Here is a 14,563-nt window from a genome sequence, read left to right on the forward strand (position 1 = left end):
TGTTTTTGCTTATTTTAAAATAATGAATTATAGCTGAAGTTAAGCAAGCGGTCGAATTTTCACAATTTTTTGCAAAAAATTTCCCAAATTCCACCGCTTGTTGGCGTACAATAGGCATAATTTTGATTTACGATGGAGGCAGAATGTCTGAAGCGATAAAACTTACGCAGTTCAGCCACGGGGCGGGTTGAGGCTGTAAAATTTCGCCTAAGGTGTTAGGGACAATTTTACAAACTCAATTAGAGCAATTTGTCGATCCGAATTTATTGGTTGGCAATGAAACGGCGGACGATGCTGCCGTCTATGATTTAGGGAACGGGCAGGCGATTATCAGCACCACCGATTTCTTTATGCCGATTGTGGACGACCCGTTTGATTTCGGGCGAATTGCTGCTGCCAATGCGATTAGCGATATTTATGCGATGGGTGGCAAGCCGATTATGGCGATTGCGATTCTGGGCTTTCCGGTAAATAAATTGCCGGCGGAAGTAGCTCAACAAATTGTCGAAGGTGGGCGTTTTGCGTGCCGGCAAGCCGGTATTGCGTTGGCTGGCGGACATTCTATTGACTCGCCTGAGCCGATTTTCGGCTTGGCTGTTACCGGCATTGTGCCGACCGAGCGGGTGAAACGCAATGCCTCTGCGGTGGCTAGGTGTGAGCTGTTTTTAACCAAGCCTTTGGGGATTGGCATTCTAACCACGGCAGAGAAAAAAGGCTTGTTGAAACCTGAACATCAACATTTGGCAAGTGAGGTAATGTGCCAAATTAACTTGGTTGGCTCGGCATTTTCCGAACTGCCTGAAGTCACGGCAATGACTGATGTAACCGGCTTTGGCTTACTCGGGCATTTAAGCGAGGTGTGCCAAGGCTCGGGCTTACGGGCGGAGGTTCATTTTGCGGATATTCATACCCTTGACGGCACAAAAGAATATATCGCATTGGGGGCCGTTCCGGGTGGGACAAACCGCAATTTCGACAGCTATGGGCATTTGATTTCGGCAATGACGGACGAGCAAAAAGCGATTTTGTGCGATCCGCAAACCTCGGGCGGTTTGTTGGTGGCGGTGCTGCCACAAGCGGTCGAAAAAGTGCAACAAATTGCAAATCAGGCAAATGTGCCGTTATTCCACGTTGGCAGATTACTGGAAATGGAACAGGGCAAGCCACTGATTGAGGTAATTTGATGTTTAAACCAAATGTAACAATGGCTTGCGTGGTGCATTGCAAGGGCAAATTTTTGTTTGTGGAAGAAATCGAATACGGTAAACGTACCCTTAACCAGCCGGCAGGGCATTTAGAAAAAGATGAAACCTTGCTGGAGGGGGCAAGCCGTGAGCTGTTTGAGGAAACCGGTATTCGGGCAGAAATGGCAAATTTGGTGAAAATTTATCAATGGCAAGCTCCTCGTTCACAAACCGATTTCTTGCGTTTTCTGTTTTCGGTGGAACTGGAAGAGTGGCTGGAGCCGAATCCGCAAGATGCGGATATTACCCAAGCCCTTTGGCTTACTTTAGCAGAATTTGAAGACTACATTCAGCAACAAGGGCAATGTGCCAGAAGCCCGTTGGTGGTTCAATCGGTCAAAGATTATTTAAGCGGTGAGCGTTATCCATTAAGTTTGTTGAATGCGTTTGAATGGGCGAAAAATGGAAAATAAAACAACAACCCAATTTGATGTGGTGATTGTGGGCGGGGCAGTGACCGGCTCGGTGCTGGCATTAGCGTTAAGTAGTTTCACCCATCACAACATCTCGATTGCGATAGTGGAAAAATCGCTGCCGGACTATGAACAGCAAGGCGGTTTTGATGCTCGCAGTATTGCCTTAGCCGAAGGCAGTTTGCAAAAAATGGGGCAAATCAGACCGCTTGCAGGCTCAAGTTTAGGCGAGATGATTAGCGAAATCGGCACGCCGATTCAGCAAATTCAAGTAGCGGATAAAGGGCATTTTGGTAAAACCACCCTGAAAGCGAGCGAGCAGAATGTGGCCCAGCTGGGTATGGTGGTGGAACTTGCAAAATTCGGCAGAAAATTGACCGCTTGTCTTGCACAGCAAGCTAATATTACGCTTTTTTGCCCGAATGAAGTGGTCGGCATTGAGCGTAGCCAGCAACATTGTGAATTGAACTTGAAAAATGGTGAGAAGCTCGATTGTTCCTTGCTGGTGGCGGCAGATGGTATTCAATCCCAGATTGCAAAACAGTGCGGCGTGGAAACCGTAAAAGTAAGGGATTATGCTCAATCGGCAATTATTGCCAACGTAGAGCTGAGTGAACCACACCAAAACCAAGCCTTTGAATATTTTACGCCTCAAGGCCCTTTTGCCTTATTGCCTTTGAGTGGAAATATGATGTCGCTGGTGTGGTGTGTGAAAGAACCGAACGAGTTAATCCAGCTTTCAGACAGTGAATTTCTAGCCCGTTTGCAACAACAATTTGGTTGGAAGTTAGGGCAATTTGTTCGAGTGAGCAAGCGGTTTGTTTATCCGCTCATTTTGCAAAAAGCCCAGTCGCATATTCACCACCGCTTAGCAGTTGTCGGCAATGCCGCACAAATGCTTCACCCGGTTGCTGGGCAAGGTTTCAACTTAGGCTTGCGTGATTTGACTACCTTAGCGGAATTAGTGGCTTTGGCGTTTAATCAAGGGAAAGATATAGGCGAATTTTCGCTCTTATCAACTTTTGAGAATGAGAGAATGCAAGATCAAGCTCGAATGATGGGGGCTACAAGCGGTCTGATTTCGCTTTTTTGTTGCGAAATGTTGCCGGTTCAGGTTGTGAGGAATTTAGGGTTATTAACGGTTTCCCATTCAAAAATAGCCAGAGATTTTGTTGCTAATCAGGCATTAGGTTGGTAAAAACACAAAAGCAGCAATTTTCTATTTGACACTGTTTTTAAAAAGGCGTATTATCCAGCCCGTTTAAAAATCTCACCAAAGCCTTGAATGCAAATTCAAGGCTTTTTCCTTTTTAGTGAAAGCCTATGAATTTTGTTTGCCGTAAAATCGGCAAAAAAATTTTGCCTAAAATTCGCAATCGTTTGCGAAATAGGTTTATAGCGTTGTTTTCATCTGGGTAACTGCAATGGTTACATCGCAATCACATCAAAGAGAGTAAAAAATGACCACAGAAAATATGAGTACGCCAAAGCAGGCGTTTATCGGGCTGCAAATGCTGTTTGTTGCATTTGGGGCGTTAGTATTAGTTCCGCTGATTACCGGTTTAGATCCTAATGTTGCCCTTCTTACCGCCGGTGTCGGTACGTTAATCTTCCAAGTTTGTACTAAACGTCAAGTTCCTGTTTTCCTCGCATCAAGTTTCGCTTTTATCGCTCCAATCCAATTCGGTGTTCAACAATGGGGAATTCCCGTCACAATGGGAGCATTGCTCTGTTCTGGTTTTATTTATATGGCATTATCAGCTTTAGTGAAAGCGAAAGGAGTGAATATTCTGCATAAATACTTCCCTCCAATCGTAATTGGACCGGTAATTATGGTGATTGGTTTAGGTCTTGCTCCTGTTGCGGTGGATATGGCAACGGGTAAATCGGCGAATATTGCCTATAACACCGCTATTATTGTTTCAATGATAACGCTGGTAACTACGCTGATTGTGGCGGTGTTTGCGAAAGGGCTATTAAAGCTCGTGCCAATATTAGCAGGTTTAACGGTGGGATATATCTTGTCTGTTTTTATGGGATTGGTGGATTTTACTAAAGTGGTTGAAGCTCCTTGGTTTAGTTTACCGAAAGTTTCCGCACCAGAATTCCAGCTGGATGCAATTCTTTACTTACTGCCAATTGCTCTTGCTCCTGCGGTAGAACACTTAGGTGATGTAATGGCAATCAGCCAAGTAGCAGGTAAAGATTTTATGAAAAAGCCGGGGTTACATCGTACATTGTTAGGAGATGGTTTAGCCACTTCAGCGGCGGCGGCATTAGGTGGTCCACCAAATACTACTTACTCTGAAGTAACAGGTGCAGTAATGCTAACCAAAAACTTCAATCCGAAAATTATGACTTGGGCTGCGTGCTGGGCTATCGCTTTCTCATTCTGCGGAAAAATCGGGGCATTCCTTGCCACTATCCCTACTTTTGTGATGGGCGGTATTATGATGTTGCTGTTCGGTGCAGTTGCGGTGGTGGGGATCAATACTCTAATTAAAGCTAAAGTTGATTTAAGCATTCCACGTAATCTTTGTATTGCTTCTGTAGTAATGACATTCGGTATTGGCGGTATGTTAATTAACATCGGCGAATTCTCATTAAAAGGGATCAGCTTGTGTGCGTTAGTCGCTATTGTACTTAACATTGTATTACCAAAAGAAAAAGCAGAAGATTCTGCTGCTCATTAATCAAAGGACGCTGTGGCGTCCTTTTTGCTAATAACCCCTCTATTTGTAAATAAAAAGGAATAACACTATGCAAAAACTCACATTTTCACCACCACTTTTAAATGCGCCTTGCCCTTGGTGTTCGGAGTTAGAGAACTTGCGTGAACTTTATGCGTGTGAATATACCGGTGCGGTAACAACCCGTACTTCAATGCCTCAGCCATATCCACACGATTGGGCGAAGAACCAATATGTACTCTTTGATTCCAATGCACAGAAAACAGCAAGCGTGAATACTCAAGATGCAACTAGCTTACAAACAGCAAGCCTTAACACCATCGGTTTAAGCCCAAATAATCTGGATACCACCATCAGCTTTGTACGCACCATTTCAAATGAGCTTACAGTGCCATCAAGCAAACCATTTATTATTTCGGTGTTTGGTTCACCCGAAGAGGTGGGGGAATGTTATGAAAAAATTGTTGCTTTCCAAACTGAAGTGAAAATGCCTTTGGCAATGGAGATTAATATCTCTTGCCCGAATATTCCGGGTAAAGTTTCGCCGGCTTATTCCGCAGAGGAACTTTTACCTTATTTAAATGCACTGCAAACAACATTAGAGAAATTAAATCAAGGGGAAAATGCACTGCCAATCGGCATTAAAATTCCTCCTTTTACCTACCAAAATCAATATGATGAATTGGTTAAAGGGCTATTACAAGCGGTCGAAAATGGCGAAAATTTACCAATTGCCTTTATTACTTCAACCAATACGCTTGGTTCATCGCTCGTCTTAAATGATGGGCAGGCGGTATTAAATTCAGAAGTAGGAACGGGCGTAGGCGGAATGGCGGGAACGGCAATTCACGCCCTCTCTTTGGGAAATGTTTACACACTTCGCCAAATGTTAGATCAAGAGCCTAAGCTCAAACATCTTCAAATCATTGGTGTGGGCGGTGTAAATGATAAAGCCGGCTTTGAGCGAATGAAATCGGTCGGGGCTGATTTTGTGGGGCTAGCAACCGCATTAGGGGTGAAAGGAATCGGGGTCTTTAAAGAGATTCTGTCTGAATAATGAAGAGGGCGTGCTTCGCACGCCCGAATAAATTAACCTAACCATTTCTCCACTAATTCATTGGTGGTTTCTTTATGCACCCACATACTGCCTAGTTCCGGCACTGGGAATTTGGTGTGGTTGTAGCCGACAAATTGACGGAAATCGAACACGGCGTGCGGGTAGCCGTTGATAAGCAAAAAGGCTTGATAGCCGTCTTCACTCCAACAAATTTCTAAACGGCGAGGTTCTTTTAATGAATTTTGCTCAATATCACTCAGCCGAAACACAAATAGACTATCCACCACCGGTTGTTCGGTTTGATGTAAATCCATCGCATAAAAATAGCCGCTTTCTTCATCAATCTCAAACATTACCACTAAATGTTCGTGCTGGGTTGAATGAGCCCCATTGCGATAAGGTTCGTTCAGTAAAATATGATCAGTTAAAACAGAGTAGAGCATTGAATTATCCTTATAAACAAAATGCCACCGATTTCTCAGTGGCATTTAAGAGTATCGAGCCGATTATGCTTGACCTTTAATCTCTTTACGACCGTTGAACGGAGCCGGTGTACCAGCACGCTCTAACGCTTCTTCGATACGGATTAACTGGTTGTATTTCGCTACACGGTCTGAACGGCTCATTGAACCGGTTTTGATTTGACCTGCTGCTGTACCTACTGCTAAATCTGCAATGGTTGCATCTTCAGTTTCGCCTGAACGGTGAGAGATAACTGCGGTATAACCTGCATCTTTCGCCATTTTGATTGCAGCTAAAGTTTCAGTTAAAGAACCGATTTGGTTGAATTTGATTAAGATTGAGTTTGCGATACCTTTCTCAATACCGTTTTTCAAGATTTTGGTATTGGTTACGAATAAGTCATCACCTACTAATTGTACTTTGTCGCCTAATACTTTAGTTTGGTATGCGAAACCTTCCCAGTCAGATTCGTCTTGACCATCTTCGATAGACACGATTGGGTACTCTTTGCATAAGCCTTCTAAGTAGTGAGTGAACTCTTGTGAAGTAAAGGTTTTGCCTTCGCCTTTCATATCGTACACATTGCGTTCTTTATCGTAGAATTCAGATGATGCACAGTCCATTGCTAAAGTTACGTCTTTACCTAACACATAGCCTGCTTTTTCTACTGCTTCTTTAATGCACGCTAATGCGTCTGCATTTGAAGCCAAGTTTGGTGCGAAACCACCTTCATCACCTACAGCAGTATTTAAGCCTTTTGCTTTTAATACTTTTGCAAGATTGTGGAATACTTCAGCACCGATGCGTAACGCTTCTTTTAATGTAGAAGCACCTACCGGCTGAATCATAAATTCTTGAATGTCCACGTTGTTGTCAGCGTGTTCACCACCGTTGATGATGTTCATCATTGGTAATGGCATTGAGTAAACGCCCGGTGTGCCGTTTAATTCAGCAATGTATGCGTAAAGCGGTAAACCTTTTGACGCTGCTGCTGCTTTTGCTGTTGCTAAAGAAACCGCTAAGATAGCGTTTGCACCGAATTTTGATTTGTTTTCTGTGCCATCTAAATCGATCATAATTTGGTCGATTTCAGCTTGTGCAGAACCATCTTTACCTACTAATGCGTTTGCAATTTCGTTGTTTACAGCAGAAACCGCTTTTAATACACCTTTACCTAAGAAACGACCTTTGTCGCCATCACGTAATTCTAATGCTTCACGTGAACCGGTAGAAGCACCTGATGGAGCAGCCGCTAAGCCTACAAAACCACCTTCTAAGTGAACTTCTGCTTCTACAGTTGGGTTACCACGAGAGTCGATGATTTCACGACCGATTACTTTAACAATTTTAGCCATTGTTGATGTCCTCTAATATACGAGTTAATAGAAAAAAAGAATAGGTATATAGTAAAGCGATTTTCTGCTTTTGTCTTGGAAAAACTGATTGAGTGGCGGAAAATTTACCACTAATTTGATCTAAGACTATATTCGGGCAAGATTATAGCAATGTTTGCAAAAAACGGCAAAAATTTGCCCGCTTGTAATGCCTATTTTTTGACTAAAAAAGTCAGCGTTTCATAATGTGCAGTGTGGGCGAACATATCAAATAACTGCACTTTGTGTAGTTCATAGTTGGTTAAAAATGCAAAATCATTCGCCATTGAGATGGCATTACAACTGGAGTAAATCAAATAAGGCGAGCCTAATTGATTTAAAAATTCAGCCAATGGTTTGCCGATACCACGCCGAGGTGGGTTTACAATCACTAAATCGGGCGGAGAACCGGTGTCATTTAAGGCAAATTGTGCCGAATCTAATGAGGCAAATTTCACCTGTTTTAAGCCGAGTTTTTCGGCCGATTTGGTCGCACTTGCAATGGCAGAGGCGGAAATCTCAATGCCGGTTAGTTCCACGTTTGGGCACTTTGCTTGCAAGGCGTTGGCACAATGTAAGCCAAAACCACCGACACCGCAGAACAAGTCCCACAATTTAGTAATAGGTAAATCTTCCACCCAGCTTTGTGCGGTGCGGTAAAGCTGGCTTGCTACCACAGGGTTGGTTTGGAAAAAGCCTTGTGGGCGAATAAAAAGCGGTATGCCGTTAAAATGTTCTTCCAAGACCTTTTGTTCAGTAAGGAAAATCTCGGTTTCGCCTTCTAAAAGAGCAGCGTGTTGGGGCTGAATATTCAGACTAACCACCGAATTAGGTGGCAGTTTTTCCAACAGTTTTGGCAATTCCCGTTCAACCAAGGCTCGCTTTGCCTCGCTGCGAACGACAAAACGGAGCATAAGTGATTGATTATATTGGCTTTCGGTAATCAGAATATATTTTAGCTCGCCCTTTTTCTTGCTGATGTTATACGGCACTAATCCGGCTCGAGCGATAAAATCTTTCAGAATCGGAAACAGCTTGTGAAACGAGGGCGGGTAGAGCAGACAGTCGGTTAAATCCACACCGCTTTGAGCATCATTTTGATCTTTTAAAATGCCTAAAATCGGACGTTCTACACTGCCGGAGACCACCATTTTTGCTTTGTTACGAAATTGCGAAAGTGGCGAGCCGACAAGCGGTAAGATTTCCGTTTTATTTTGCAAAATAAACGGCAAAATCAACTGCTTGAGATCAGCCTCTTTGGCGGCTAATTGGGTAGTGTATGGCTTTTCAATCCATTGGCACGAGCTACAATCACCACGCTCAAAATGCGAACAATGCAACAAGCTAGACATTTGCTTCCTTCCATTCCAGCCAGTTGTTTTGTAAGGCGGTTAATTGCCCTTGAGCTTGTTGGTAGCGAGGGCTGTTTTCCAGTTCCCGCCAAGTCACGGTTTTACGTTTCATTAAAGAGAGATGACGCTCTTTTTGTGCTTGAGTCGGCTGATATTTCAGCCCGTCTAACACTTGCACCACACCTTCAGGCTCGTTGCAAAGGAGTAATAAATCACAGCCGGCTTGGATTGCTTTTTCAGAACGCTCGACAAAATTGCCCATAAAGCCCGCACCTTTCATTCCCAAATCGTCAGAGAATATCACACCGTTAAAGTTCAGCTGTTTACGCAATACCTCTTTAAGCCAATAGCTTGAACCGCTTGCCGGCTGGCTGTCACATTGGGTGTAAACGACGTGGGCTGGCATAATGGCAGAGAGTTTTCCTTTGGCAATAAGCTGTTTGAACGGCAGAATATCGTGATTAAAAATCTGCTCTTTCGGGCGATCATCAAACGGGGTTTCTAAATGCGAATCGGCTAAAACGTGTCCGTGGCCGGGGAAGTGTTTGCCGGTGGTCGCCATACCGATTTCACGCATTCCGTCAATAAAGGCTTCGGCAACAGGCAAAATCGCTACTGGCTCTTGCCCGAATGAGCGATCGCCAATCGCTTTGCATTCGTGTCCTAAATCCAGTACCGGAGCGAAACTGAGGTCTATATCAAGAGCAAACATTTCTGCTGCCATCAACCAACCGGTCTCTTTCGCTAATTGCATTGCTTGCTCTGGCGTTGCGGCAAGTTGGTTAAAAGATTGCATTGCCGGCAGTTTAGTAAAGCCTTCACGAAAGCGTTGTACTCGTCCGCCCTCTTGATCAACAGTAATAAGCAACGGTTTTTTCACCCGCTGGCGAATGGATTTCACTAATGCCTGAATTTGTGCTTTGTCGTAGAAATTACGGGTGAATAAAATTAGCCCGGAAACCAAAGGGTGTTCCAGCATTTCGACTTCTTCTTGAGTCAGTTCTTTATCTTTAATATCAATCAGTAACATAATTTTCGTTGAGCTATTTGCAAAAAAATGAGCAGATATGACCGCTTGTTGTGCCTATTTTACATTAAAAAGCCCTTGATTTTCATCAAGGGCTTAGCGAGTAAATTATATTTGTTGCACTTTTAGTTGATTACGACGCATTTTGATGTTGAGCATTTCAACTACCACCGAGAAGCCCATTGCCGTATAAACGGCTGCTTTTGGAATATGGATATCAAAGGCTTCACCGACTAACACCACGCCGATTAAAATCAAGAATGCCAAAGCAAGATTTTTAATAGTTGGGTTGTTATCCACAAAGTCACCAATGGTTTTCGCTGCTAACATCATTACCGCAACTGCAATGATAATCGCAATAACCATTACCGGAATATCATCTGCCATTGCCACAGCAGTAATGACTGAATCAAGGGAGAAAATAATATCAAAAATTGCAATTTGAATTAACACCATAAAAAAGCTGGCTTTTTTAATGGATTCGCTTTTTTCTTCGTGATATTCGGCAGAAACGGATTCTTTCAGCTCCATTGCACTTTTAACAATCAGGAATAATCCACCGATGAGTAGAATGAGATCTCTACCTGAAATTGGATTGTTGCCAATAGTGAAAAGAGGCTCGACCAAACGCATCATCCAAGCAAGCGAGAGAAGCAATAAAATACGGGTTCCCATTGCCAGAGCCAAGCCGATAATTCGGGCAGATTGGCGTTGTTCAATAGGTAAGCGGGAAACTAAAATGCTGATAACAATAATGTTATCAATGCCTAACACGATTTCAAGCCCGGTAAGTGTAAATAGTGCAACCCAAGCTTCAGGATTTGTGATCCAATCAAACATAAAAATATCCTTTTAAAAATAAGGGATTAAGTGGATTTTTCTATCAATAGAAAGATGAACATCTTATAGAGACTGAACACAAATTTAAAGAGGGGAATGCAAAAAGTTTTGTAAAATTTCGGCAGTAAACTGTTTGCGTAAATAAAATCCTAACGGTAAAGATTGCACCGCCTCGCCTTTGGCATTGATTGCGGTAGTGACGGAGCGGTTATTTCTACCTTTGGGTCTGAGCTGTAACACTTCGCCTAAGGTTGCATTAATTTTATGCAGTTCACCTAACACAATCAACTCCATTAATTCCTCCCAATCTTGCTTTAGGCGGGATTCTTGTGTGATAGTCGGAGACCATAAAATCGGCTGACCGATATGGCGTTCGGCAAGCGGTATGTTTCGCTCGCCCTCAATCGGAATCCAAAGCACTCGAGAGAGTTTATGTTTAACGTGAGAGGTTTCCCAAGTAATACCGTTATTTTGGGTTAAAGGGGCAAGGCTGACGAAGGTAGTTTCTAGTGGTAAACCTTTCTGGTTGACGGGAATGGTTTTCAGCTCAATGCCTAAATGTGCAAAATCCTGTTCGGCTTTACTGCCGGCTTTCGCACCTAAAGCGGTTTCAATCAGAGTACCGACCCAGCCTTTATCTCGTTTCAGATCTGCTGGTATCGGAATATGAAGCATCTCGGCAATTTCACCTAAAGTGAACCCTGCCAGCCATTCCGCTTTGCTTAATAATGCCTGCTCGGTTGGAGAGAATGTAGATAATTGCATTGCACTTAGTTAATTAGACCAAACTGGCAAGCGGTCAAATTTAGGCAGAAATTTGCAAAAAATTACTAAAAAATAACCGCTTGTGAGGAAATTACATCCAAGCATTACTGCGAATAACGCCTACTGCAATGCCTTCAATTTCAATATATTCTTGAGCAGGGTTTACTACAATCGGTTTTAATTCATCGTTTTCAGGGTGTAAGTAAATTAATTCACCTTTCTTCTCTAAGCGTTTAACAGTCACTTCATCATTTACCCGAGCAACCACCACTTGCCCGTTACGAGCGGTATTGGTTTTATGAACGGCTAATAGGTCACCGTCTAAAATACCGATTTTTTCCATTGAATTGCCATTTACTTTGAGTAAATAATCAGCACTTGGATTAAACATCGCACCATTCACCGGGTAATGGTTTTCAACGTGTTCAACAGCTAGAATTGGTGTGCCGGCAGCCACTTTTCCAATTAGAGGTAAGCCTTCATCTTCATCGTTGGCAGCTTGGTTTTCATCTTCGACTAAAATGCGGATCCCTCGAGATGTACCGGATAACATTTCAATATAGCCTTTACGAGCAAGGGCTTTTAAGTGTTCTTCTGCTGCATTAGGCGATTTAAAGCCAATTTCACGGGCAATTTCTACTCGAGTGGGTGGCATACCGGTGGTTTCAATATGGTTTTTGACGAAATCAAAAATTTCTTGCTGACGGGCAGTTAGATGTTTACGCATTTTAAGTTAATCCTCACTGTCTTTATATACAGAAAATATTGATAGTATATACAGTATTTTTGATTTTGTAACTAATAATTTCACGAAATTCCATAAAAATTTATGGTAGAATGGAAGAAATTAGAGGTTAGACCTCCAACAATAACGATTCTAAAAGGATATTTATATGTCTGGCTTATTAAATTTTTATCGAGCTTTCCTAAACTTACCACTTTCACTTTTAGTAAAATCTCGCTCTATTCCGACTCATCCAGTGGCTGAACTGGGACTAAATCTTGAACAGCCGATTGTCTATGTTCTACCTTATACCTCGCAAACCGATTTATTAATTTTACAAAAAAACTGCTTGGCTTTGAATTTGCCCGACCCGTTGCAAGAGAATGTGATTGAAGGGCAAGCTCTGCCTCGTTTTGTATTTTTAGATGAAGGTCGCCGTTTTTTTAAATCTAAAGGGGCGAAAAGTGAGACGGAGTCGATTTTTTATCGTTATTTAGATTTACATCGTGCCAATGCTGAATTAGACGTTCAATTAGTGCCAGTTTCGGTGTTATGGGGGCGTGCGCCGGGTAAAGAAGATGTTCGCCATTTACAGGTGCTTACCTCATTCCAACGTTTTTTATCCATGGTTTGGTTTGGGCGTGATAATTTTGTACGTTTCTCCCCTGCAGTATCGTTACGCTATATGGTAACTGAATATGGTGCAGATGAAAAAATCGCTCAAAAAATCGCGCGTGTGGCGAAAATGCACTTTGCAAAATTGCGTTATTCAGCAATGGGGCCTCGTTTACCAAATCGTGATGCGATGTTTAATAAAATCCTGAATTCAGAGGTGATTCAAGCTGCGATTGCGGAAGAAGCGAAGAAATCATCGCCTGAAAAGGCTCGCAAAGAAGCCGAGAAAATCATTAATGAGATTGCTGCTGATGTGAAACACGAGAGTTTGCGTGTAGCAGATCGAGTTCTGAGCTGGCTTTGGAATAAGCTTTACCAAGGGATCAACGTGCAAAATGCAGACCGTGTGCGTAAATTGGCATTAGAAGGTCACGAGATCGTTTATGTGCCTTGCCACCGTAGCCATATGGACTATTTGCTCCTATCTTATCTACTTTACCATCAAGGATTAGTACCGCCACATATTGCCGCTGGGATCAATTTAAATTTCTGGCCGGCAGGCCCGATTTTCCGTAGTTGGGGAGCATTTTTCATTCGCCGTACCTTTAAAGGAAATCGCCTCTATTCCACCATTTTCCGTGAATATTTAGCGGAATTATTCTATCGTGGTTATTCGGTCGAATATTTTATTGAAGGCGGGCGTTCACGCACAGGTCGTTTATTAGAGCCTAAAACCGGTATGATGTCGATGAGCCTACAAGCCTTACAGCGAGGGCTGAATAGACCTTTAAGTATTGTGCCTGTTTATATTGGTTATGAACACGTGCTAGAAGTCGATACCTACGCTAAAGAGTTGCGAGGTGCGGCAAAAGAGAAAGAAAATGCGGGCTTGGTACTACGGGTACTGAAAAAACTGAAAAATTTAGGTCAAGGATATGTGAATTTCGGTGAGCCGATTTTGGTAAATAATTACCTGAATCAACATTTCCCTGAATGGAAAGAGCATTCTGAAGATGGACGACCTAAGTGGTTAAATGAAGCCGTGGATAATATTTCACATCAAGTAATGGTGAATATCAATAAAGCCGCAGCAGTTAATGCGAAAAACTTAGTCGGTTCAGCGTTATTGGCATCTCGCCAGCGTGCATTAACTCGTGAACAACTGATTGAACAACTTGAAAGTTATATTCAGCTATTTCGCAATGTACCTTATTCTAAAGATATGACATTACCAGCTGAAAGTGCAGAAGTGATGTTGAATCATGTTATTCATTTACCTCGTTCGGGCGTTTTAATTGAAAAAGATAATTTTGGTGAACTGGTTCGTTTAGAACGAGAATCTGCTGTGTTAATGACATATTACAGAAATAATGTGCAGCATTTATTTGTGTTGCCTTCACTTGTTGCAAGTATGGTACTTCATCATGAGGCTGTTTCGAAAGATGTTGTGATTAAGTCGGTTAATCGTATTTATCCATTCTTGCAAGCAGAGTTATTCTTACACTTTAAGCAAGAAGAATTAAAAGCGCATATTGAAGCAATTATTACGGAACTAAGTCGGCAAGGGGTGATTAAAAACGAAAGTGATATGTTAATGATCAATCGCCCACATATTCGTACCTTACAATTACATTCAGCTGGTGTGCGTGAAATCCTTCAACGTTATTATATTAGCCTAAGTGTCTTGTTGGAGCAGCCAAATATTAGTCGTGGCTCTTTAGAAAAAGAGAGTAGTTCAATTGCTCAGCGTTTATCAGTCTTGCATGGTATTAATGCGCCGGAGTTTTTTGATAAAGCGATTTTCTCTACCTTTACATCAAGTCTAAAAGCACAAGGGTATTTTGATGGTGATGATAATTTAGCGATTGCAAAAGTTAAAGAAACGGAATCGTTATTACGTAGTTTGATTTCGATTGAAGTTCAGCAGACCATTCAGGGTGCGATGGCTAAAGTCACAGAATCTGTAGAGAATCCTAATATCGCAGGATAATAAATCAAAGA

13 protein-coding genes are annotated in these 14,563 nt (G+C 42.4%); 6 read left to right on the forward strand and 7 right to left on the reverse strand.

The genetic code is table 11. The features are described 5' to 3' along the window. The first annotated feature begins 143 nt into the window (after positions 1 to 143). The 5 genes from selD (at position 144) to ACJ7Z2_RS05885 (ending at position 5,404) form a co-directional block, all read left to right on the forward strand. Positions 144 to 1,184, forward strand: a complete 1,041-nt coding sequence (gene selD, locus ACJ7Z2_RS05865; protein WP_409499650.1) for a selenide, water dikinase SelD — start codon at positions 144 to 146, stop codon at positions 1,182 to 1,184. Continuing rightward, the gene (locus tag ACJ7Z2_RS05870) at positions 1,184 to 1,657 is read left to right on the forward strand and encodes an NUDIX hydrolase (RefSeq protein ID WP_409499651.1); all 474 of its coding nucleotides are present in this window, start codon (positions 1,184 to 1,186) and stop codon (positions 1,655 to 1,657) included. The genes selD and ACJ7Z2_RS05870 overlap by 1 nt, the downstream gene beginning before the upstream one ends. After that, positions 1,647 to 2,855 carry a 2-octaprenyl-6-methoxyphenyl hydroxylase gene (gene ubiH / locus ACJ7Z2_RS05875; RefSeq protein WP_409499652.1) on the forward strand — a complete coding sequence of 403 codons (1,209 nt, stop codon included), beginning with the start codon at positions 1,647 to 1,649 and terminating at the stop codon, positions 2,853 to 2,855. The genes ACJ7Z2_RS05870 and ubiH overlap by 11 nt, the downstream gene beginning before the upstream one ends. Before the next feature lie 262 nt (positions 2,856 to 3,117). Beyond that, positions 3,118 to 4,350, forward strand: coding sequence for a uracil-xanthine permease family protein (locus ACJ7Z2_RS05880; RefSeq protein WP_154704065.1), 1,233 nt, complete (start codon positions 3,118 to 3,120; stop codon positions 4,348 to 4,350). 67 nt (positions 4,351 to 4,417) lie between these two features. Continuing rightward, positions 4,418 to 5,404: a dihydroorotate dehydrogenase gene (locus tag ACJ7Z2_RS05885; protein ID WP_409499653.1), complete on the forward strand. Its 987-nt coding sequence runs from the start codon at positions 4,418 to 4,420 to the stop codon at positions 5,402 to 5,404. 32 nt (positions 5,405 to 5,436) lie between these two features. On the opposite strand, the gene ACJ7Z2_RS05890 is transcribed toward ACJ7Z2_RS05885, so the two are convergent. From ACJ7Z2_RS05890 to lexA, 7 genes are all read right to left on the reverse strand, one after another. Continuing rightward, a complete protein-coding gene (locus ACJ7Z2_RS05890) occupies positions 5,437 to 5,847 on the reverse strand; it encodes a DUF2251 domain-containing protein (RefSeq protein WP_409499654.1) in 411 nt (136 codons plus the stop codon). Positions 5,848 to 5,910: 63 nt separating this feature from the next. Then, entirely contained in the window at positions 5,911 to 7,221 is a 1,311-nt protein-coding gene (gene eno / locus ACJ7Z2_RS05895; RefSeq protein WP_006251191.1) for a phosphopyruvate hydratase, read from the reverse strand. 191 nt (positions 7,222 to 7,412) lie between these two features. Continuing rightward, the gene (rlmC, locus tag ACJ7Z2_RS05900; protein ID WP_409499655.1) at positions 7,413 to 8,591 is read right to left on the reverse strand and encodes a 23S rRNA (uracil(747)-C(5))-methyltransferase RlmC; all 1,179 of its coding nucleotides are present in this window, start codon (positions 8,589 to 8,591) and stop codon (positions 7,413 to 7,415) included. Further along, positions 8,584 to 9,621 (reverse strand): beta-N-acetylhexosaminidase, encoded by a 1,038-nt coding sequence (nagZ, locus tag ACJ7Z2_RS05905; RefSeq protein ID WP_409499656.1) that lies wholly within the window; start codon positions 9,619 to 9,621, stop codon positions 8,584 to 8,586. The genes rlmC and nagZ overlap by 8 nt, the downstream gene beginning before the upstream one ends. A gap of 105 nt (positions 9,622 to 9,726) precedes the next feature. Next, positions 9,727 to 10,458, reverse strand: coding sequence for a TerC family protein (locus ACJ7Z2_RS05910; protein WP_409499657.1), 732 nt, complete (start codon positions 10,456 to 10,458; stop codon positions 9,727 to 9,729). A gap of 84 nt (positions 10,459 to 10,542) precedes the next feature. Further along, complete coding sequence (gene mutH / locus ACJ7Z2_RS05915) at positions 10,543 to 11,223, reverse strand: DNA mismatch repair endonuclease MutH (protein WP_409499658.1); 681 nt, start codon at positions 11,221 to 11,223, stop codon at positions 10,543 to 10,545. Between the two features lie 91 nt (positions 11,224 to 11,314). Then, a complete protein-coding gene (gene lexA, locus ACJ7Z2_RS05920; RefSeq protein ID WP_006250537.1) occupies positions 11,315 to 11,950 on the reverse strand; it encodes a transcriptional repressor LexA in 636 nt (211 codons plus the stop codon). Between the two features lie 166 nt (positions 11,951 to 12,116). On the opposite strand from lexA, the gene plsB reads away from it, so the two are divergent. Further along, a complete protein-coding gene (gene plsB, locus ACJ7Z2_RS05925; protein ID WP_409499659.1) occupies positions 12,117 to 14,552 on the forward strand; it encodes a glycerol-3-phosphate 1-O-acyltransferase PlsB in 2,436 nt (811 codons plus the stop codon). Positions 14,553 to 14,563 lie beyond the last annotated feature (11 nt).

The sequence above is a fragment of the Mannheimia glucosida genome (genome assembly GCF_046267875.1).
GTDB lineage: Bacteria > Pseudomonadota > Gammaproteobacteria > Enterobacterales > Pasteurellaceae > Mannheimia > Mannheimia glucosida.

Coding starts and splice junctions, on each gene's coding strand:
- ACJ7Z2_RS05910 (WP_409499657.1), bottom strand. CDS start 10,458: ATGTTTGATTGGATCACAAATCCTGAAGCTTGGGTTGCACTATTTACA.
- ubiH (WP_409499652.1), top strand. CDS start 1,647: ATGGAAAATAAAACAACAACCCAATTTGATGTGGTGATTGTGGGCGGG.
- ACJ7Z2_RS05885 (WP_409499653.1), top strand. CDS start 4,418: ATGCAAAAACTCACATTTTCACCACCACTTTTAAATGCGCCTTGCCCT.
- rlmC (WP_409499655.1), bottom strand. CDS start 8,591: ATGTCTAGCTTGTTGCATTGTTCGCATTTTGAGCGTGGTGATTGTAGC.
- ACJ7Z2_RS05870 (WP_409499651.1), top strand. CDS start 1,184: ATGTTTAAACCAAATGTAACAATGGCTTGCGTGGTGCATTGCAAGGGC.
- ACJ7Z2_RS05880 (WP_154704065.1), top strand. CDS start 3,118: ATGACCACAGAAAATATGAGTACGCCAAAGCAGGCGTTTATCGGGCTG.
- plsB (WP_409499659.1), top strand. CDS start 12,117: ATGTCTGGCTTATTAAATTTTTATCGAGCTTTCCTAAACTTACCACTT.
- lexA (WP_006250537.1), bottom strand. CDS start 11,950: ATGCGTAAACATCTAACTGCCCGTCAGCAAGAAATTTTTGATTTCGTC.
- ACJ7Z2_RS05890 (WP_409499654.1), bottom strand. CDS start 5,847: ATGCTCTACTCTGTTTTAACTGATCATATTTTACTGAACGAACCTTAT.
- eno (WP_006251191.1), bottom strand. CDS start 7,221: ATGGCTAAAATTGTTAAAGTAATCGGTCGTGAAATCATCGACTCTCGT.
- nagZ (WP_409499656.1), bottom strand. CDS start 9,621: ATGTTACTGATTGATATTAAAGATAAAGAACTGACTCAAGAAGAAGTC.
- mutH (WP_409499658.1), bottom strand. CDS start 11,223: ATGCAATTATCTACATTCTCTCCAACCGAGCAGGCATTATTAAGCAAA.